This window comes from Enterobacter cloacae complex sp. IR5402 (genome assembly GCF_049238125.1).
GTDB lineage: Bacteria > Pseudomonadota > Gammaproteobacteria > Enterobacterales > Enterobacteriaceae > Enterobacter > Enterobacter hormaechei_C.
This window is the reverse complement of the sequence record NZ_JBMKHO010000013.1, coordinates 58,903-77,441: the sequence shown is the minus strand read 5'-3', so window position 1 is coordinate 77,441 and position 18,539 is coordinate 58,903. Positions and strand designations below refer to the sequence as shown.

The window sequence follows — 18,539 nt, the reverse complement described above, 5'->3', positions numbered from 1 at the left end:
CAATGCATTTTCATCACTGTTGATGGGGGCTATGGCCCCCATTTTTATTGGCTAAATAACTATGACTGATATCAGCCGTACGCAGGCGTGGCTCGAAAGTCTGCGCCCTAAAACGCTTCCTCTGGCTTTTGCCGCCATTATTGTCGGTACCACGCTTGCCTGGTGGCAGGGTCATTTCGATCCGCTGGTAGCAGGCCTGGCGCTTGTCACCGCCGGGCTGCTGCAAATCCTCTCTAATCTCGCCAATGATTACGGCGATGCGGTAAAGGGCAGCGACAAGCCTGACCGTATCGGGCCGCTGCGCGGGATGCAAAAAGGGGTGATTACCCAGGCACAGATGAAACGGGCGCTGATTATCACCGTGGTATTGATTTGCCTGTCCGGGCTGGCGCTGGTGACGGTCGCGTCGAAAACCACCAGTGATTTCATTGGCTTCCTGGTGCTGGGCTTGCTTGCCATTATTGCAGCCATTACCTATACCGTCGGGACGCGTCCTTACGGGTATATTGGTCTGGGCGACATCTCCGTGCTGGTGTTCTTCGGCTGGCTGAGCGTGATGGGAAGCTGGTACTTGCAGGCGCATACGGTGATACCAGCCCTGTTCCTGCCGGCGACCGCCTGCGGTCTGCTGGCGACGGCGGTGCTGAATATCAATAACCTGCGCGACATCGACAGCGACCGCGAGAACGGTAAAAACACGCTGGCCGTGCGTCTGGGTCCGGTGAATGCACGCCGCTATCACGCCTTCCTGCTCATCGGCGCGCTGGTCTGCCTGGCACTGTTCAATCTGATCTCTCTGCACAGCCTGTGGGGCTGGCTGTTTGTGCTCGCCGCACCGCTGCTGATTAAGCAGGCCCGCTATGTCATGCGTGAACTCAGCCCGGCCGCCATGCCACCGATGCTGGAACGTACGGTAAAAGGCGCGTTACTGACTAACCTGCTGTTCGTCATCGGGATTGTCTTAAGCCAGACGCTGAGTTAGCTGACAAATATCAATTAACAATTGATGATTTTGCCAACAACGCATTTCGCACGATATACTGAACACATTCGCAGCAACAGAGCGTTAAACCTATGAAATACGATACCTCCGAGCTTTGTGACATCTACCAGGAAGATGTCAACGTCGTTGAACCCCTGTTCTCCAACTTTGGTGGACGGTCGTCGTTTGGCGGACAAATCATCACGGTGAAATGTTTCGAGGACAACGGGTTGCTGTACGATCTGCTCGAAGAGAACGGTCGTGGCCGCGTTCTGCTGGTGGATGGTGGCGGTTCAGTGCGCCGTGCACTGATCGATGCGGACCTCGCCCGCCTTGCGGTGCAAAACGAGTGGGAAGGGATTGTGGTCTACGGCTCCGTGCGCCAGGTGGACGATCTGGAAGATCTGGATATCGGTATTCAGGCCATTGCCGCCATTCCGGTTGGCGCAGCGGGTGAAGGCATCGGCGAAAGCGACGTGCGCGTTAACTTCGGCGGCGTGACCTTCTTCTCTGGTGACCACCTTTATGCTGACAATACCGGCATTATCCTTTCTGAGGATGCGCTGGATATTGAGTAGTTAATCGGTAAGCGAGATGCATAAAAAAGCCGGGTGGCGGCTTCGCCTTACCCGGCCTGTTCAATTCATTCCCAAGGAAATCAGACTTCTTCCATACGTCCCAGCAGCGCCTGCAAGCGTTCCTGCCAGCCGTTCTGCTGTTCGCGCAGCTGGTTGTTTTCGCGCTCCAGTTCTTCGCGGCTGTGCTGAGCGTTCTGAACTTCCTGAGACAGGGAGTTGTTCTTCTCTTTCAGTTCTTCAATTTCCATTTGCAGCAGCGTGATGGTGTCAATCGCCTGCTGTACTTTCGATTCCAGTTTCTCAAACACTTCTAAAGACATGATCCTACCTCTCCTGAATTGCAAGGCGACGCTTTAACGTAAACGCGCACAACATATGTTCCGATTGTATGGAGCGCCGTCGCCCCTGTCCAGCGGCATGCCACGCAGATCGCGGTTTGCAACACTTTTCGGCCTCGTCCTGGTGCGTTCGCCGCATATACCCCTAAGTTGTTAACCCATAAGTTAAAGAAATGATTCAACCCACAATCATTACCTGATGCAAAAACGCGCCTTATGGCGCGAAAACGCTCATTTTATTGACGCAGACCACACATTTCGATTTCGATATTTCTCGTTTGTGCTCGTTAACGATAAATTAACACTATGTCTACAGGGCATCGTGACTGTCACGGGCGGTCACGCAAACAATAAACATTACTCTTTTGCAGGATTCCGATTATGAGTCAGACATCAACCTTAAAAGGCCAGTGCATTGCCGAGTTCCTGGGTACCGGGTTGTTGATATTCTTCGGAGTAGGCTGTGTCGCTGCACTGAAAGTGGCGGGTGCCAGTTTTGGTCAGTGGGAAATCAGTATTATCTGGGGTCTGGGCGTGGCGATGGCCATCTACCTGACCGCAGGGGTTTCCGGCGCACATCTTAACCCGGCGGTGACCATCGCGTTGTGGCTATTCGCGTGCTTTGACGGACGCAAAGTTGTTCCTTTCATCATTTCGCAATTTGCCGGCGCCTTTTGCGCAGCGGCGTTAGTTTACGGGCTTTATTACAATCTTTTCATCGACTTCGAACAGACGCATCATATGGTGCGTGGCAGTGTCGAAAGTCTGGATCTGGCAGGCATTTTCTCAACGTATCCGAATCCGCATATCAATTTTGTGCAGGCGTTCGCAGTTGAAATGGTGATTACCGCTATTCTGATGGGCGTCATTATGGCGCTGGGCGACGACGGAAACGGCATTCCGCGCGGCCCGCTGGCACCACTTCTGATTGGCCTTCTGATTGCGGTGATTGGCGCATCCATGGGTCCGCTGACCGGTTTTGCGATGAATCCGGCGCGTGACCTGGGTCCAAAAACCTTCGCCTTCTTTGCGGGATGGGGCGATGTCGCCTTCACGGGCGGCAAAGACATTCCTTACTTCCTGGTTCCGCTGTTCGGGCCAATTGTAGGGGCGGCACTGGGCGCATTCGGCTATCGCAAATTAATTGGTCGCCACTTACCGTGCGACACCTGTGTGGAAGAGGAAAAAGAGACAACTTCCACCACACAACAAAAAGCTTCGCTGTAATCTGACTACGGGACACATACCATGACCGAAAAAAAATATATCGTTGCGCTCGACCAGGGCACTACCAGCTCCCGCGCTGTCGTAATGGATCATGACGCGAACATTGTCAGCGTGTCTCAACGCGAATTTGAGCAAATTTATCCGCGTCCAGGCTGGGTTGAACACGACCCGATGGAGATCTGGGCGTCACAAAGCTCCACGCTGGTGGAAGTGCTGGCGAAAGCCGACATCAGTTCTGACCAGATTGCCGCTATCGGTATCACCAACCAGCGTGAAACGACTGTGGTCTGGGAGCGCGAAACCGGTAAGCCCATCTACAACGCCATCGTCTGGCAGTGCCGCCGTACGTCAGAGATCTGCGAACAGCTGAAGCGCGACGGGATGGAAGAGTACGTGCGCAGCGCCACCGGCCTGGTGGTTGACCCCTATTTCTCCGGCACCAAAGTGAAGTGGATCCTCGACCACGTGGAAGGTTCACGCGAGCGCGCACGTCGTGGCGAGCTGCTCTTCGGTACCGTCGATACCTGGCTTATCTGGAAGATGACTCAGGGACGCGTTCACGTCACCGACTACACCAACGCCTCGCGCACCATGCTGTTCAACATCAACACTCTGGAGTGGGATGACAAGATGCTGGACGCGCTGGACATTCCGCGAGCGATGCTGCCAGACGTGCGTAAATCTTCAGAAGTGTACGGCCAGACCAACATTGGCGGTAAAGGCGGCACGCGTATTCCTATCGCCGGTATCGCCGGTGACCAGCAGGCAGCCCTGTTCGGCCAGCTGTGCGTAAAAGAAGGGATGGCGAAGAACACCTACGGCACCGGCTGCTTTATGCTGATGAACACGGGCGAGAAAGCGGTGAAATCAGAAAACGGTCTGCTGACCACCATCGCCTGCGGCCCGCGCGGCGAAGTGAACTATGCCCTGGAAGGCGCGGTATTCATGGCGGGTGCCTCCATTCAGTGGCTGCGCGACGAGATGAAGCTGATTAGCGACGCGTTTGACTCCGAATACTTCGCGACCAAAGTGAAAGACACCAACGGCGTGTACGTGGTGCCAGCGTTCACCGGTCTGGGCGCACCGTACTGGGATCCGTACGCCCGCGGCGCGATTTTCGGCCTGACGCGCGGCGTGAACTCAAACCACATCATTCGCGCGACGCTGGAATCCATCGCCTACCAGACGCGCGACGTGCTGGAAGCGATGCAGGCTGACTCTGGCATTCGTCTGCACGCCCTGCGCGTGGACGGCGGTGCAGTAGCCAACAACTTTCTGATGCAGTTCCAGTCCGACATTCTGGGCACTCGCGTTGAACGTCCTGAGGTGCGAGAAGTGACGGCGCTGGGCGCGGCGTATCTGGCAGGTCTGGCGGTTGGCTTCTGGCAAAACCTCGACGAGCTTCAGGAAAAAGCGGTTATCGAACGCGAATTCCGTCCTGGCATCGAAACCACCGAGCGCAACTACCGCTACAGCGGCTGGAAGAAAGCGGTGAAACGTGCCCTGGCGTGGGAAGAGCACGACGAGTAAGCCTATATTCCCTCTCCCCTGGGGAGAGGGTTAGGGTGAGGGGCTCCAACCGCACCGGTCCCCTCGACCCTCCCCACTCTGTGATAAACTTCGTGCAATTCCTTTTGATTGTACGAGTACCTCATGAAACGTGAACTTGCTATCGAGTTTTCCCGCGTCACCGAAGCTGCCGCCCTCGCAGGCTACAAGTGGCTGGGCCGTGGCGACAAAAATACCGCAGACGGCGCAGCCGTCCACGCCATGCGCATTGTGCTTAATCAGGTTAACATCGACGGCACTATCGTCATCGGTGAAGGCGAGATCGACGAAGCGCCGATGCTCTACATCGGTGAAAAGGTCGGGACCGGCAAAGGCGATGCGGTGGATATCGCGGTCGACCCGATCGAAGGCACGCGCATGACGGCGATGGGCCAGGCCAACGCGCTGGCGGTACTGGCGGTGGGCGATAAGGGCTGCTTCCTCAACGCGCCCGATATGTACATGGAAAAGCTGATCGTCGGTCCTGGCGCTAAAGGCGCTATCGACCTTAGTCTGCCGCTGGACGCCAACCTGCGCAATATCGCTGCGGCGCTGGGTAAAGCGCTCAGCGAACTCACCGTGACCATTCTGGCAAAACCGCGCCACGACGCCACCATCGCGTACCTGCAAACGCTTGGCGTGCGCGTATTTGCTATTCCGGATGGCGACGTTGCCGCCTCTATTCTGACCTGCATGCCTGACAGCGAAGTCGACGTGCTTTACGGCATCGGCGGCGCGCCGGAGGGTGTGGTCTCTGCGGCAGTGATCCGCGCGCTGGACGGCGATATGCAGGCGCGTCTGCTGCCACGCCATGAGGTGAAAGGCGACAGCGACGAGAACCTTCGCATTGGTGCAGACGAACTGGCGCGCTGCGCGGCGATGGGCATCGAGGCCAATAAAGTGCTCGCGCTAAACGAGATGGCCCGCAGCGATAACGTGGTCTTCTCCGCAACCGGCATCACCAAAGGCGATCTGCTGGACGGCATCACCCGCAAGGGCAACATGGCCACCACTGAAACCCTGCTGATCCGCGGTAAATCCCGCACTATTCGCCGCATTAAGTCCATTCATTATCTCGATCGTAAAGATCCGGACGTACAGACGCACATTCTGTAAAACCGTTTGATCGATAGAGCTTTCCGGCCCGAATGGGCTGGAAATGTTTCCCACAAGTACGGAAGATAGAAGAGAGAAACAGCACAGGAGAAGATCATGGCGGACTGGGTAACAGGTAAAGTCACAAAGGTACAGTTCTGGACCGATGCGCTATTTAGCCTCACGCTGCACGCTCCCGTTCATCCGTTTACTGCCGGGCAGTTTGCCAAACTCGGGCTGGATATCGACGGTGAACGCGTACAGCGCGCCTACTCTTACGTTAATGCGCCTGATAACCCGGACCTTGAGTTCTATCTGGTCACCGTCCCGGACGGTAAGCTCAGCCCGCGCCTCGCCGCGCTGAAGCCAGGCGATGAAGTGCAGATTGTCTCCGACGCGGCGGGGTTCTTCGTGCTGGATGAAATCCCCGACTGTGACACGCTCTGGATGCTGGCGACCGGCACGGCCATCGGCCCGTATCTTTCCATTCTGCAATACGGCAAAGATCTGGAGCGCTTTAAAAATATCGTGCTGGTTCACGCCGCGCGCTACGCCGCAGACCTGAGCTATTTGCCGCAGATGCAGGCGCTGGAACAGCGATATGGCGGAAAGTTAAAAATTCAGACGGTGGTCAGCCGCGAAACCGCAGCTGGCTCGTTAACCGGTCGCGTTCCGGCGTTGATTGAAAGCGGCGCGCTGGAAGAGGCGGTGGGTTTACCGATGAATACCGAAACCAGCCACGTGATGCTGTGCGGCAACCCGCAGATGGTGCGCGATACGCAGCAGTTGCTGAAGGATACCCGGCAGATGACGAAGCACCTTCGCCGTCGGCCGGGCCACATAACCGCCGAACACTACTGGTGATCAGCGGTACTTCACCTCAAGGGTATCTTTTCCATATTTGTTCTCGCTCTGGGTGCCGATAAACGCGCCCAGTTCGACAACCATCATTACAAAGATAACCGTCGGCAGCAGTCTGCCCACCACCCATGGGAGGATTGAGGGCAGCAATGACCAGTTCCCCGCCACCAGCATCCACGCCAGGATAATCAGGAAAGCCCATGCGCCGGAGCGGCCACGATCGTGCAGACGTTTCACCACCACGGCGGCGGTTGGCCACAGTAAACAGACCAGCGCAAATGCCGCGGTTTGCGTGCTCAGCCATGCGTTGTAGGCAACAAAAAACAGAAGCAGCATGGCGACAACCCACGTTGCAATCCAGATCCAGAAGTCACGGCGCCCAATACGCCCTTTGAATGAAAACAGCCACTGCTGTATGGTCATGTAAGGTTCCTTATTATTGTTTAGCCCGCATTTTACCCTGGAGTTGTGACCTTTTGACAAGCCGACCAGATATCGTTTTAATCATGGGCAATGACGGCCAGGGGCAATGTTGATGAAAAGTTCGGCACACTCTCTTTATTTGTGTTTAGCGATGCTGAGCGCCAGTTTTTCCCTGTACGCCACGGAAACGGCTTCCCCGGTCACCGCCCCCTATCTTCTGGCGGGCGCTCCCTCTTTCGATCAATCTATCAGCCAGTTCCGCGAAGCCTTCAACAAAGAAAACCCCTCACTTCCGTTGGGAGAGTTCCGAGCGATTGACAGCGCCCGCGATACGCCGACCCTGACCCGCGCGGCCAGCAAAATTAACGAGAATCTGTATGCCTCTACCGCCCTTGAGCGCGGAACGTTAAAAATCAAAAGCATGCAGATCACCTGGCTGCCGATTCAGGGCCCAGAGCAGAAAGCGGCGAAAGCGAAAGCGCTGGAGTACATGAGCGCTATTCTGCGCGCCTTTACCCCCACCTTCACGAAAGCACAAAGCCAGCAAAAGCTGCAAAAACTACTTACCGCGGGGAAAAACAAACGCTATTACGCCGATACGGAAGGTGCCGTTCGCTATGTCGTCGCAGATAACGGCGAAAAGGGGCTGACCTTCGCGGTTGAACCGATTAAGCTGGCCCTATCAGACGCACTCGAGGGGGCGAATTAATGACAAAAAGCAAAGCCTTTCGAGGGAAAATCTCTATACTGATTCACAGACCATGCTGCCCTTAAGGGTGGCCATATTCCTTAATTCGCTTATTGAGCGTGGAGAATTGAAATGCGACATCCTTTAGTGATGGGTAACTGGAAACTGAACGGCAGCCGCCACATGGTAAACGAACTGGTTGCTAACCTGCGTAAAGAGCTGGCTGGCGTGACCGGCTGCGCGGTTGCTATCGCTCCGCCGGATATGTACCTGGATCTGGCTAAACGTGCCGCTGACGGCAGCCACATCATTCTAGGCGCGCAGAACGTTGACGTTAACCTGTCTGGCGCGTTTACCGGTGAAACCTCCGCTGAAATGCTGAAAGACATCGGCGCGAAATACATCATCATCGGCCACTCTGAGCGTCGCACCTACCACAAAGAATCTGACGAGTTCATCGCGAAGAAATTCGCTGTGCTGAAAGAGCAGGGTCTGATCCCGGTTCTGTGCATCGGTGAAACCGAAGCAGAAAACGAAGCGGGTAAAACCGAAGAAGTGTGCGCACGTCAGATCGACGCTGTGCTGAAAACCCAGGGCGCGGCAGCGTTCGAAGGCGCGGTTATCGCTTACGAGCCAGTCTGGGCGATCGGTACCGGCAAATCTGCAACTCCAGCGCAGGCACAGGCGGTGCACAAGTTCATTCGTGACCACATTGCAAAAGCAGACGCGAAAGTGGCGGAGCAGGTCATCATCCAGTACGGCGGTTCCGTTAACGCATCAAACGCAGCTGAGCTGTTCACCCAGCCAGACATCGATGGCGCGCTGGTTGGCGGCGCATCCCTGAAAGCAGACGCTTTCGCGGTGATCGTTAAAGCGGCAGAAGCGGCTAAGCAGGCGTAATTGCCTTTGGGGCGGGTGGCGCTTCGCTAACCCGCCCTACAAAACCACTACAAACGTCCTAATACGCTAAACCACAAATAATCCAGCGGCAGCAGCACCAGATACGTCGCAATCGCCAGCGCCAGGCAGAGCAGCATCCCCGCCTTCGCAGGCACTTTCCCTAAGCCCATCGCCACCACAATTGGCGACGCCTGATACGGCAGCAGCGGCGTGGAATACCCCAGCACCTGAATCATGATCACCGACAGCAGCGGGAAGCCGGTCGCGTCGGAGAAGCTCTGCGCCAGCGTGGTGTACAGCGCCGGAACGCCATTGGCGGTCATAATGAAGTTGAGCGCCGTGGTGATCCCCGTCAGCGCCAGGAAGCTGGTAAACGGGCGATCTGCATCCAGCGGCATGATATGGAGCAACGCTTCACCTACGGTCGAACCGATACCGGTCTGCGTTACCGTAATGGCCAGCCCGAGTATACCCGCGACGTAAATACAGGTACGCATATTCACCCCCGCCGAGAACTCCTCCCCGGTGATAAAACCTATACGCGGCAGCATAACGACGACTGAGGCCGCCAGCCCTGTCCACGCTGGGCCCACGCCGTGCCAGCTCTCCGTCACCCACATCGTCAACACCACCGCCAGCAGCCAGGCGAGCCGTTTTTCGTCACGCCCCATCGGTTCCGATGGCGCGAGATCCTTCGCCGGTTTCGGGTTGCCGGGGAACAGCCAGCAGATCAGGCCAATCAGAATCAGGCCTTTGAGAATACCCAGCACCGGGGTGTGCAGCAGCAGATACGGAACATAGTTCAGGTGGATGCCGTATGAGCCTTCCGCCGCGCCGCTCATCACCAGGTTGGGCACGTTGGCGGGCAAAATAGTGGCCGAGAGCTGGAAGGTGCCAAACCCGACCGCCAGCGCCAGGCCAAACCAGGCCCGCGAGCCATCAGGAATGCCGGCCCGCTTCGCCATCGCGGCGACAATCGGCATCAGAAGCGCAATACGTCCCATGTTCGACGACATCACGAATGCCAGGGCATAGCTCAGTAGCACAACGCTTGCCACCATCAGCACCCAGGAGTCGGTAAGCTTTGCCGACAGCGCCCGGGCGGCCCTGTCCGCCAGGCCGGTTTTCCGAATCGCCACACCCAGCACAAAGCCGCTGAACACCAGCCAGAAGGCAGACGAGGCGAAGCCGCCGAAGATCACTTCCGGCGGGGCGATTCTGGCGGTCATCGCCGCCGTGAAAAACAACAGCGCGGTGATAAATTCGGGCAACAGCGACGTCGCCCACAGCACGATGGTGACGCCGACGATCAGCGAGGGAAGCAGCAGAGGATGCGTTAACCAGAGCGACATACCTGTCTCCTGTAGAATTTTTCAGCAAGTCTACGGCGACAGGCAGGGCGAGTAAACGCTATTTATGGTGGGGTCACTTCAGGATATCGCATTGATGATCCTGCAATTCCTCAGCTGACGCGCGGTTAAAGGTAAGCAAATTACGCTCTGTCGCCAGCAATACAAACGAGCCGTCTGACTGCTGCGCCATCGCCAGCGCGAAGCGTCCCATATGGTCGCGCGCTTCTGGCAGCTCTTCCGCCAGCATCATAAACGGGCTGCGCTGCACCAGTTCGTTCTCCGTCACCCGACGGGCAAGGTATTCATGCCCTTCCAGCCCGCCCGGAAGCGGTAACCACTGGGTGCTGATTTGCCCCTGCGACGCGTTCAGCTTCTCGCGCACGTCTGGGCGCAGACAGGAGATGTGGATATGAAAATGGTTTTGCGTGCGCCCGGTCGGGGAGTTGATGGTTAGCGAAACGGCGCTGTCAGGCACGTCGGCCCCTCGTTTCATGCTCATAAAATGACGAGACTGCCATGCCAGCCAGAAGAAATTCGGTGTCTGCGGCTCTGTCAGCAATGGGCTTTCGGTGCCGTTGATACGGTACGTGGGCATCAGCAGGTATTGCAGCGGTCCGTTGCGGTCTTTGAACACCACGTAGCCCGCATCTGGCTTCACCTGCGCGCACGGTGCCGGGTTACGGTTATGCAGCTGGTTGGGCACACACTGGTCGAGAACGATATGACGCAACGCATTCGGATTACCCGCTTTCATCCAGTACACGCCGCCTGCGGCAAGGGCGATAACGATCAGAATCAGTAAGATAATTTTTTTCACAACGCGTTCCCTGTTTTCAATAGAGGCAAAAGAGTAACGCAAAATGATGACCAAATAAAAAACCCGGCGGATTTCTCACACCGGGTTACCGTGTCGTTCTTTGTAAAACGCTTAGCGCTTGCTGATCTGGTCGAAGGTGCCGCCGTTAGAGAAGTGCTCTTTCTGCGCTTTGGTCCAGCCGCCAAAAACATCATCGATAGTAAACAGCTTCAGTTTCGGGAAGGCGTTTTCGTATTTCTTCGCGACGGCCTCATCGCGTGGGCGGTAGAAGTTTTTCGCCGCAATTTCCTGCCCTTCCGGTGAGTAGAGGTACTTCAGGTAGGCTTCCGCCACCGCTTTGGTGCCCTTCTTATCAACAACCTTATCGACGACGGAGACGGTCGGCTCAGCGAGGATGGATTCGCTCGGGGTGACGATCTCGAACTTGTCTTTACCCAGCTCGTTGGTCGCCAGCAGGGCTTCGTTTTCCCAGGCGATCAGCACGTCGCCGATGCCGCGCTCGACGAAGGTGTTGGTTGCGCCGCGCGCGCCGGAGTCCAGCACTTCGACGTTTTTAAACAGTGCTTTGACGAAGTCCTGTGCTTTGGCCTGATCGCCGTTGTTGTGGTGCAGCGCGTAGCCCCAGGCCGCCAGGTAGTTCCAGCGTGCGCCGCCGGAGCTTTTCGGGTTCGGGGTGATGACAGACACGCCCGGCTTAATCAGGTCGTTCCAGTCTTTAATCTGTTTCGGGTTGCCTTTGCGCACCAGGAAGACGATGGTCGAGGTGTATGGCGCAGAGTTGTCCGGCAGGCGCTTGATCCAGTTTTTGTCGATACGGCCACGCTCCGCGATCGCATCCACGTCATAAGCCAGCGCCAGGGTCACCACGTCGGCTTCGATACCGTTGATCACCGATGTCGCCTGCTTACCGGAACCGCCGTGAGACTGGCGAACCACCACGTTATCGCCGGTTTCCTGTTTCCAGTGCGCCGCGAAAGCTTTGTTGTACTGGTCGTACAGTTCACGCGTCGGATCGTACGACACATTCAGTAACTGAATGTCCTTTGCCAGAACGCTGGTTGATGCCAGCAATAATGTTAACCCCACGCCCCATTTATTCATCGCCCAGCTCTCTTGTGTAGTGTTTTGATGAATGCAGCGTGCCAGAAAGCTAACCGATGATTAAAGAATAAAAAAAGATTGGCTATAACGTGGAGGAATAAAAAAAGTGAATGAGCGGACTGATGCCCTCACCCCAACCCTCTCCCACAGGAGAGGGAGCAACCATAAAAAACGGTAACCCAAGGGTTACCGTTTTGCATTTACCTTGCCGCCACCGGGCAACAGAGCCAATCAGTACAGTTTTTTCGCGCAGTCCAGCCAGTCACCTTTGAACGGACGCTTCATGTTTTCAATGGCGTCGATGATGTCATGGTGAACCAGTTTCTCGTTCTGGATACCGACGCAGCGGCCGCCGTGGCCCTGTAGCAGCAGCTCGATCGCGTACGCGCCCATGCGGGACGCCAGGATACGGTCGTACGGGCCTGGGGAACCGCCACGCTGAATGTGACCCAGAACGGTCGCGCGGGTTTCGCGTTTGGTTTCGGTTTCGATGTACTTCGCCAGCTCGTCAACGTCACAGATGTGCTCGGTGATGGCAACGATCGCATGTTTTTTGCCTTTCGCGATACCAGCTTTGATTTCAGCGACCAGATCTTCACGGCTGAATTCCACTTCCGGCACCACCACGAACTCACAGCCACCGGCAATTGCCGCCGCCAGAGTCAGGTCACCGCAGTAACGGCCCATCACTTCAACAATGGAAATACGCTGGTGAGAGGAAGAGGTGTCACGCAGGCGGTCAATCGCTTCCACAACGGTACCCAGCGCGGTGAAGTAACCGATGGTGTAGTCGGTGCCTTTAATGTCGTTGTCGATGGTGCCAGGCAGGCCGATGCACGGGAAGCCCATTTCAGTCAGACGTTTTGCACCCATGTAGGAGCCGTCGCCGCCGATAACCACCAGCGCATCCAGACCCCGTTTTTTCATGTTTTCGATAGCCACTTCACGGATGTGTTCGTCACGGAATTCCGGGAAGCGTGCAGAACCGAGGAAAGTACCGCCACGGTTGATCATGTCAGACACGCTGTAGCGGTCGAGCTGAACCATGCGGTCTTCATACAGACCCAGGTAACCGTCATAGATACCAAAAACTTCCAGACCTTCCGTCAGCGCTGCACGGACAACCCCACGGATTGCCGCGTTCATGCCCGGCGCATCACCGCCGCTTGTCAACACACCGATTTTCTTAATCATGACTACCTCTGAACTTAGGAATGCAAAATTGAAATCTGCTGCCGGAAGAAACTGTTCAACCGTCGAATACTGCAAATAGTATATCAATCCCTTCCAGCTGAATTGATTCAGGTCAGGCCATATGGTGGTAATTTATCCACAAAATGCTGCTCTGGCTCACTTTTTTACAACGAATTACGAAAGCTCAAAACGCCCTGGGTACGACAGAGCATGGGTCCTGGTGAATAATGACGTCTGACCCAGGGAAACGCTGCAAAATCGCCTGCTCCACCTGTTCAGCGACCATATGCGCCTGAACCAGTGGCAGGTTGTCTTCCATTTCCAAATGAATCTGAATAAAGCGGGTCGGCCCTGACTGCCGCGTACGAAGATCGTGAGCACCACTGACGCCGGGCCAGTTGGTCACGATGGCATAAATTTCATCACGTTCTGCATCCGGAAGCGCACGGTCAAGAAGCGACTGTACCGCGTCATACCCCATCCGCAAGGCGCTGTATAAAATATAGATCCCTATCCCTAACGCAAACAACGCATCGGCCCGATGCCAGCCATACCAGGCCAGACCAAGCGCAATAAGAATAGCCCCATTCATCATAACATCAGACTGATAATGAAGCATATCGGCCCGTACAGCCTGGCTTTGTGTTTTGCGTACAACCCAGCGCTGGAACGTTACAAGAACAAGTGTGCTTATAAGTGCAACTACCGTTACGACCACGCCAACGCCCGGATCGTTCATTGGTGACGGCGAAACAAGATGCTGAATGCCTGTCAAAAACAGGAAAAGCGCAGAGCCCGAAATAAACATGCTTTGTGCCAGCGCGGCCAGCGATTCCGCTTTGCCGTGGCCAAACGTATGCTCTTCATCCGCCGGTTGCAGCGAGTAGCGCACCACCAGCAGGTTGGTCAGCGAGGCGGCAATATCCACCAGTGAGTCCACCAGCGCCGCCAGAATACTGACCGATCCGGTGTACCACCACGCGAAAATTTTAATGATCAGTAAACACGACGCCATCACCGTCGCGGCTATTGCGGCCCGGCTTACCAGCCGTCCATAGGATTGATTCATAAACACTCCTGTCATGCCATGGCGCTAGTATAACGGATGGTGGTGGAGTGAAAGGATGAATAAAGCGTTAACAAACCGGAACGATGGGCAAAAAAAACCCCCACATCATGTGGGGGAAGACAGGGATGGTGTCTATGGCAAGGAAAACAGGGTTTACTGGTTACTACGGGTACTGCTATTGCTACTGAAAAGCGTCATATCTGAGCTTCGCTGCATCCGTGCAACCTCACGCAACTGGTTCATACGTTGCTGATGTTTGGTATTCAAAACCGCTTGCTGCTCGGGCGTTAGCAGGTGGAACATCTGGTTGCGAACCTTCGCCATCTCTACCTGGCGGGCAACCTGTTCCTGCGCCATTTTTTCGGCCTGAGCGCGTACAGCGCTTTCGTCAAAATTTTCTGCGGTGACAAGGCGATGCATTGTCTCCATTTCGCTAACATTAACAGGGGGCTGGTCGTGTCTTGCCCTCTGCATCAGATCTCGCATCTGTTGACGCTGATGTTCGGTTAAACTTATGCCGTCAAACATATGGCTTTGGCTGCTGTGCTGCGTTGCGCCCTCTGCTGAGGAACCGTTATCGCTGATGATAGCTACAGCAGCCTGGCTAAACGCACTGAAGGCCAGCGTTGAGGCCATGACGGCAGCGGTAACTTTGCGCATCACTTGCTCCCAAAATCTTTCGTGTCGCGATTCAACGAGAGACAGTCTACGATTCAGGCTGCAAACATGCGTCAGGGGGTGTAAAACAACGTAAAGTCATGGATTAGATAGCCTTGATGTCGTAATTTCTGCCTCGGAGGTATTTAAACAATGAATAAAATCCTGTTAGTTGATGATGACCGAGAGCTCACATCTCTTTTAAAGGAGTTGCTCGACATGGAAGGTTTCAACGTCCTGGTTGCCCATGATGGCGAGCAGGCGCTGAGTCTCCTTGACGACAGCATCGATTTACTTTTGCTCGACGTCATGATGCCGAAGAAAAACGGTATTGATACGTTGAAAGAGCTTCGCCAGACACACCAGACCCCCGTCATTATGCTGACCGCACGCGGCAGCGAGCTTGACCGCGTACTCGGCCTTGAGCTGGGTGCGGATGACTATTTACCTAAGCCGTTCAACGACCGTGAACTGGTGGCCCGTATTCGCGCGATCCTGCGCCGCTCTCACTGGAGCGAGCAGCAGCAGAATACCGACAACAGCTCACCTACGCTGGAAGTGGACTCCCTGAGCCTGAACCCGGGCCGACAGGAAGCGAGCTTCGACGGTGAAACGCTGGAGCTAACCGGCACCGAGTTCACCCTGCTGTATCTGCTGGCGCAGCATCTCGGCCAGGTGGTGTCGCGTGAACACTTAAGCCAGGAAGTGCTGGGCAAACGCCTCACCCCGTTTGACCGCGCCATCGACATGCATATCTCGAACCTGCGCCGTAAGCTGCCGGAGCGTAAAGACGGTCATCCCTGGTTCAAAACCCTGCGTGGTCGTGGTTATCTGATGGTTTCCGCTTCATGATAGGCAGCTTAACCGCCCGCATCTTCGCCATCTTCTGGCTGACGCTGGCACTGGTTTTAATGCTCGTTTTGATGTTGCCAAAACTCGACTCACGCCAGATGACGGAGCTACTAGACAGCGAGCAACGTCAGGGCGTGATGATCGAGCAGCACGTGGAAGCGGAGCTGGCAAACGATCCGCCGAACGATTTAATGTGGTGGCGCAGGTTGTTTCGCGCTATCCACAAGTGGGCGCCCCCCGGACAACGTCTTTTACTGGTCACCAGTGAAGGCCGCGTGATTGGGGCCGATCGCAATGAAATGCAGATTATCCGCAACTTTATTGGCCAGGCGGATAACGCCGATCACCCACAGAAAAAGAAATATGGTCGGGTAGAGATGGTTGGTCCTTTCTCGGTTCGGGACGGGGAAGACAATTATCAGCTCTACCTGATTCGCCCTGCGAGCAGTTCCCAGTCCGACTTCATCAACCTGCTGTTTGACCGTCCGCTTTTGCTGTTGATTGTCACGATGCTGGTCAGTTCCCCGCTGCTGTTATGGCTGGCGTGGAGCCTGGCGAAACCGGCGCGTAAGCTGAAAAATGCGGCGGACGAAGTGGCGCAGGGCAACCTGAGGCAGCATCCGGAGCTGGAATCCGGGCCGCAGGAGTTCCTGGCCGCCGGGACCAGTTTTAACCAGATGGTGAGCGCGCTCGATCGCATGATGACGGCCCAGCAGCGCCTGCTGTCGGATATCTCGCACGAACTGCGTACCCCGCTCACGCGCTTACAGCTGGGTACCGCCCTGCTGCGTCGCCGCAGCGGTGAGAGCAAAGAGCTGGAGCGCATCGAAACCGAAGCGCATCGTCTGGACAGCATGATCAACGATCTGCTGGTCATGTCGCGCAATCAGCAGAAAAACGCGCTGGTGAGCGAAACGGTGAAAGCCAATCATCTGTGGCATGAAGTGCTGGATAACGCGGCGTTCGAAGCGGAGCAGATGGGCAAATCCTTCACCGTTAACTTCCCGCCGGGTCCATGGCCGCTGTACGGTAACCCCAACGCGCTGGAAAGCGCGCTGGAAAATATCGTGCGTAACGCCCTGCGCTACTCGCACACGAAGATTGAGGTGGCATTCTCGGTGGATAAAGACGGGATCACCGTCATTGTCGACGACGACGGTCCTGGCGTCAGCCCGGAAGACCGCGAGCAGATTTTCCGTCCGTTCTACCGTACCGACGAGGCACGCGACCGTGAATCTGGCGGTACGGGACTGGGTCTGGCGATTGTTGAAACCGCCATGCAACAGCACCGTGGCTGGGTGAAAGCCGATGACAGCCCGCTGGGCGGGCTCAGGTTAACGCTGTGGCTGCCGCTGTATAAGCGTTCGTAACAGTATGTGCCGGGTGGCGGCTTCGCCTTACCCGGCCTACTTTCTGCGGGAACTATTTCCCCCATAATCTCCGCGAACTGCTCTCGATCTTGCCGCTTATCCGCCGCTTCTGCATCGTTCTGGTCCAGCTGGTGGATAATCCCGCCGCTGACAGCAGACGGTGATACTGATCGTCATCAAACGGCATATGCCAGGCAATTGCGCAGGCCTCGTACACCGACACCTCACTCAAACGCGAAGCCAGCTCAAGCGGCGCATCCGCCGAAACCTGTCCCGCCTGCACAACGCGATACAGCCAGCCGGTTTTACCCGCGTTTTGCAACTGGGCCGACATATCCTGAATGCCGAAATGGTAATTAAGCTTAAAGCACGGTGAGCGCGGCTGGGTGACCTGAATCAAAGCATCGCCCCAGCGGTAAATATCGCCGATAAAGACGTTCTTCTCCGTCAACCCCTCCGTTGAGAGATTTTCGCCAAACGCGGGGGCGGCGAAGAGGTCAGCCTGTTCAGGAAATTCGGTTTTCCAGTGCTGATAGTGCTCGCGCGGATAATGGCACAGCGCGCGATCGGGCCCGCCGTGGATTTTCTTTTCAGCCTGCTGGTCACCCGCAAGCCCGAGATCGGTCAACGTCAGCTCACCGTCGACCTGCACTTTGGCGATGGCACTCGGGCGGCTGCCTTCGTACTCCCTTACCTTGCCTGTAAACACATTCACCGGGTAATGCATCTCCACTCCTTCAGATACAAAAAAAGCGAGCCATCAGACTCGCTTCTCACAGGCGTCAATGCAACCTTATTTTTTAGCGGCGAAACGCGCTGCTGCTTCGTCCCAGTTCACTACATCCCAGAAGGCTTTGATGTAGTCAGGGCGACGGTTCTGGAACTTCAGGTAGTAAGCGTGTTCCCACACGTCCAGACCCAGAATTGGGAAGCCGGATGCGCCAGAGATAGCTTCACCCATCAGCGGGGAGTCCTGGTTAGCGGTAGAAACGACCGCCAGTTTGTCACCTTTCAGGACCAGCCACGCCCAGCCAGAGCCGAAACGGGTTGCAGCGGCTTTTTCGAATTCCGCTTTGAAGTTGTCAACGGAACCGAAGTCACGCTCGATAGCCGCTTTCAGGTCGCCCTGAAGGGTGGTGCCGGTTTTCAGGCCTTTCCAGAACAGGCTGTGGTTAGCGTGACCGCCCGCGTTGTTGCGCAGCACGGTTTTCTTGTCTGCCGGCAGCTGGTCCAGTTTGGTGATCAGCTCTTCAACAGGCAGATTAGCGAACTCTGGCAGGCTTTCCAGCGCAGCATTCGCGTTGTTCACGTAGGTCTGGTGGTGTTTAGTGTGATGGATTTCCATCGTCTGCTTGTCGAAATGCGGTTCCAGTGCGTCGTAGGCATACGGCAGGGATGGCAGTGTATAACTCATAATCCTCTCCATTATTGTCGGGCGGCACAGCTGTTAATGCCGCGTAAGCAGTTGGTTCATTATAGTTAATTAA

Annotated in this window: 20 protein-coding genes; 10 read left to right on the top strand and 10 right to left on the bottom strand. The window is 55.9% G+C overall.

Going from position 1 to position 18,539, the window contains the following annotated elements; translation table 11 throughout:
* Positions 1 to 55 precede the first annotated feature (55 nt).
* Together menA and rraA are read left to right on the top strand one after the other, a co-directional pair.
* A complete protein-coding gene (gene menA, locus ACOTXL_RS18735; RefSeq protein ID WP_086531981.1) occupies positions 56 to 982 on the top strand; it encodes a 1,4-dihydroxy-2-naphthoate polyprenyltransferase in 927 nt (308 codons plus the stop codon).
* A 92-nt stretch (positions 983 to 1,074) separates the two neighbouring features.
* Positions 1,075 to 1,560, top strand: coding sequence for a ribonuclease E activity regulator RraA (rraA, locus tag ACOTXL_RS18730; RefSeq protein WP_003862032.1), 486 nt, complete (start codon positions 1,075 to 1,077; stop codon positions 1,558 to 1,560).
* Between the two features lie 80 nt (positions 1,561 to 1,640).
* Here rraA and zapB read toward each other — a convergent pair whose 3' ends face one another.
* Complete coding sequence (gene zapB, locus ACOTXL_RS18725) at positions 1,641 to 1,880, bottom strand: septal ring assembly protein ZapB (protein WP_003862031.1); 240 nt, start codon at positions 1,878 to 1,880, stop codon at positions 1,641 to 1,643.
* Positions 1,881 to 2,279: 399 nt separating this feature from the next.
* Here zapB and ACOTXL_RS18720 point away from each other — a divergent pair, with 399 nt between their 5' ends.
* The 4 genes from ACOTXL_RS18720 (at position 2,280) to fpr (ending at position 6,632) form a co-directional block, all read left to right on the top strand.
* On the top strand, positions 2,280 to 3,125 hold the full coding sequence (locus tag ACOTXL_RS18720) for an MIP/aquaporin family protein (RefSeq protein ID WP_003862030.1): 846 nt from the start codon (positions 2,280 to 2,282) through the stop codon (positions 3,123 to 3,125).
* Between the two features lie 21 nt (positions 3,126 to 3,146).
* Positions 3,147 to 4,655, top strand: a complete 1,509-nt coding sequence (gene glpK, locus ACOTXL_RS18715) for a glycerol kinase GlpK (RefSeq protein ID WP_003862028.1) — start codon at positions 3,147 to 3,149, stop codon at positions 4,653 to 4,655.
* 123 nt (positions 4,656 to 4,778) lie between these two features.
* Positions 4,779 to 5,789 (top strand): class II fructose-bisphosphatase, encoded by a 1,011-nt coding sequence (gene glpX, locus ACOTXL_RS18710; protein ID WP_023315041.1) that lies wholly within the window; start codon positions 4,779 to 4,781, stop codon positions 5,787 to 5,789.
* A gap of 96 nt (positions 5,790 to 5,885) precedes the next feature.
* Positions 5,886 to 6,632 (top strand): ferredoxin--NADP(+) reductase, encoded by a 747-nt coding sequence (gene fpr / locus ACOTXL_RS18705; protein WP_045350736.1) that lies wholly within the window; start codon positions 5,886 to 5,888, stop codon positions 6,630 to 6,632.
* On the opposite strand, the gene ACOTXL_RS18700 is transcribed toward fpr, so the two are convergent.
* Positions 6,633 to 7,052: a DUF805 domain-containing protein gene (locus tag ACOTXL_RS18700; protein WP_003862022.1), complete on the bottom strand. Its 420-nt coding sequence runs from the start codon at positions 7,050 to 7,052 to the stop codon at positions 6,633 to 6,635. It abuts the gene before it with no gap.
* Between the two features lie 112 nt (positions 7,053 to 7,164).
* Here ACOTXL_RS18700 and ACOTXL_RS18695 point away from each other — a divergent pair, with 112 nt between their 5' ends.
* Positions 7,165 to 7,761: a DUF1454 family protein gene (locus ACOTXL_RS18695; RefSeq protein ID WP_003862020.1), complete on the top strand. Its 597-nt coding sequence runs from the start codon at positions 7,165 to 7,167 to the stop codon at positions 7,759 to 7,761.
* Between the two features lie 111 nt (positions 7,762 to 7,872).
* On the top strand, positions 7,873 to 8,640 hold the full coding sequence (gene tpiA / locus ACOTXL_RS18690) for a triose-phosphate isomerase (protein WP_003862019.1): 768 nt from the start codon (positions 7,873 to 7,875) through the stop codon (positions 8,638 to 8,640).
* Between the two features lie 47 nt (positions 8,641 to 8,687).
* Here tpiA and ACOTXL_RS18685 read toward each other — a convergent pair whose 3' ends face one another.
* The 6 genes from ACOTXL_RS18685 to cpxP all read right to left on the bottom strand — a co-directional run bounded on the left by ACOTXL_RS18685 (position 8,688) and on the right by cpxP (position 14,833).
* Positions 8,688 to 9,992, bottom strand: a complete 1,305-nt coding sequence (locus ACOTXL_RS18685; RefSeq protein ID WP_045350735.1) for an SLC13 family permease — start codon at positions 9,990 to 9,992, stop codon at positions 8,688 to 8,690.
* Positions 9,993 to 10,065: 73 nt separating this feature from the next.
* A complete protein-coding gene (locus tag ACOTXL_RS18680) occupies positions 10,066 to 10,809 on the bottom strand; it encodes a CDP-diacylglycerol diphosphatase (protein ID WP_003862014.1) in 744 nt (247 codons plus the stop codon).
* A 111-nt stretch (positions 10,810 to 10,920) separates the two neighbouring features.
* Positions 10,921 to 11,910 carry a sulfate ABC transporter substrate-binding protein gene (locus tag ACOTXL_RS18675; RefSeq protein ID WP_003862012.1) on the bottom strand — a complete coding sequence of 330 codons (990 nt, stop codon included), beginning with the start codon at positions 11,908 to 11,910 and terminating at the stop codon, positions 10,921 to 10,923.
* Between the two features lie 231 nt (positions 11,911 to 12,141).
* The gene (gene pfkA, locus ACOTXL_RS18670) at positions 12,142 to 13,104 is read right to left on the bottom strand and encodes a 6-phosphofructokinase (protein WP_003862009.1); all 963 of its coding nucleotides are present in this window, start codon (positions 13,102 to 13,104) and stop codon (positions 12,142 to 12,144) included.
* A 184-nt stretch (positions 13,105 to 13,288) separates the two neighbouring features.
* On the bottom strand, positions 13,289 to 14,173 hold the full coding sequence (fieF, locus tag ACOTXL_RS18665; RefSeq protein WP_022652064.1) for a CDF family cation-efflux transporter FieF: 885 nt from the start codon (positions 14,171 to 14,173) through the stop codon (positions 13,289 to 13,291).
* 153 nt (positions 14,174 to 14,326) lie between these two features.
* On the bottom strand, positions 14,327 to 14,833 hold the full coding sequence (gene cpxP, locus ACOTXL_RS18660; protein ID WP_003862006.1) for a cell-envelope stress modulator CpxP: 507 nt from the start codon (positions 14,831 to 14,833) through the stop codon (positions 14,327 to 14,329).
* A 150-nt stretch (positions 14,834 to 14,983) separates the two neighbouring features.
* On the opposite strand from cpxP, the gene cpxR reads away from it, so the two are divergent.
* On the top strand, positions 14,984 to 15,682 hold the full coding sequence (gene cpxR, locus ACOTXL_RS18655; RefSeq protein WP_003862004.1) for an envelope stress response regulator transcription factor CpxR: 699 nt from the start codon (positions 14,984 to 14,986) through the stop codon (positions 15,680 to 15,682).
* Positions 15,679 to 17,052 (top strand): envelope stress sensor histidine kinase CpxA, encoded by a 1,374-nt coding sequence (gene cpxA, locus ACOTXL_RS18650; protein ID WP_045350734.1) that lies wholly within the window; start codon positions 15,679 to 15,681, stop codon positions 17,050 to 17,052. The genes cpxR and cpxA overlap by 4 nt, the downstream gene beginning before the upstream one ends.
* Positions 17,053 to 17,104: 52 nt before the next feature.
* Here the strand turns inward: cpxA and yiiM are convergent, their stop codons facing one another.
* Positions 17,105 to 17,779 (bottom strand): 6-hydroxyaminopurine reductase, encoded by a 675-nt coding sequence (gene yiiM, locus ACOTXL_RS18645; protein ID WP_045350733.1) that lies wholly within the window; start codon positions 17,777 to 17,779, stop codon positions 17,105 to 17,107.
* Positions 17,780 to 17,845: 66 nt separating this feature from the next.
* Positions 17,846 to 18,466 carry a superoxide dismutase [Mn] gene (gene sodA / locus ACOTXL_RS18640; protein ID WP_003861999.1) on the bottom strand — a complete coding sequence of 207 codons (621 nt, stop codon included), beginning with the start codon at positions 18,464 to 18,466 and terminating at the stop codon, positions 17,846 to 17,848.
* Between the last annotated feature and the right edge of the window lie 73 nt (positions 18,467 to 18,539).

Coding starts and splice junctions, on each gene's coding strand:
- rraA (WP_003862032.1), top strand. CDS start 1,075: ATGAAATACGATACCTCCGAGCTTTGTGACATCTACCAGGAAGATGTC.
- zapB (WP_003862031.1), bottom strand. CDS start 1,880: ATGTCTTTAGAAGTGTTTGAGAAACTGGAATCGAAAGTACAGCAGGCG.
- ACOTXL_RS18720 (WP_003862030.1), top strand. CDS start 2,280: ATGAGTCAGACATCAACCTTAAAAGGCCAGTGCATTGCCGAGTTCCTG.
- glpK (WP_003862028.1), top strand. CDS start 3,147: ATGACCGAAAAAAAATATATCGTTGCGCTCGACCAGGGCACTACCAGC.
- glpX (WP_023315041.1), top strand. CDS start 4,779: ATGAAACGTGAACTTGCTATCGAGTTTTCCCGCGTCACCGAAGCTGCC.
- fpr (WP_045350736.1), top strand. CDS start 5,886: ATGGCGGACTGGGTAACAGGTAAAGTCACAAAGGTACAGTTCTGGACC.
- ACOTXL_RS18700 (WP_003862022.1), bottom strand. CDS start 7,052: ATGACCATACAGCAGTGGCTGTTTTCATTCAAAGGGCGTATTGGGCGC.
- ACOTXL_RS18695 (WP_003862020.1), top strand. CDS start 7,165: ATGAAAAGTTCGGCACACTCTCTTTATTTGTGTTTAGCGATGCTGAGC.
- tpiA (WP_003862019.1), top strand. CDS start 7,873: ATGCGACATCCTTTAGTGATGGGTAACTGGAAACTGAACGGCAGCCGC.
- ACOTXL_RS18685 (WP_045350735.1), bottom strand. CDS start 9,992: ATGTCGCTCTGGTTAACGCATCCTCTGCTGCTTCCCTCGCTGATCGTC.
- ACOTXL_RS18675 (WP_003862012.1), bottom strand. CDS start 11,910: ATGAATAAATGGGGCGTGGGGTTAACATTATTGCTGGCATCAACCAGC.
- pfkA (WP_003862009.1), bottom strand. CDS start 13,104: ATGATTAAGAAAATCGGTGTGTTGACAAGCGGCGGTGATGCGCCGGGC.
- fieF (WP_022652064.1), bottom strand. CDS start 14,173: ATGAATCAATCCTATGGACGGCTGGTAAGCCGGGCCGCAATAGCCGCG.
- cpxP (WP_003862006.1), bottom strand. CDS start 14,833: ATGCGCAAAGTTACCGCTGCCGTCATGGCCTCAACGCTGGCCTTCAGT.
- cpxR (WP_003862004.1), top strand. CDS start 14,984: ATGAATAAAATCCTGTTAGTTGATGATGACCGAGAGCTCACATCTCTT.
- cpxA (WP_045350734.1), top strand. CDS start 15,679: ATGATAGGCAGCTTAACCGCCCGCATCTTCGCCATCTTCTGGCTGACG.
- yiiM (WP_045350733.1), bottom strand. CDS start 17,779: ATGCATTACCCGGTGAATGTGTTTACAGGCAAGGTAAGGGAGTACGAA.
- sodA (WP_003861999.1), bottom strand. CDS start 18,466: ATGAGTTATACACTGCCATCCCTGCCGTATGCCTACGACGCACTGGAA.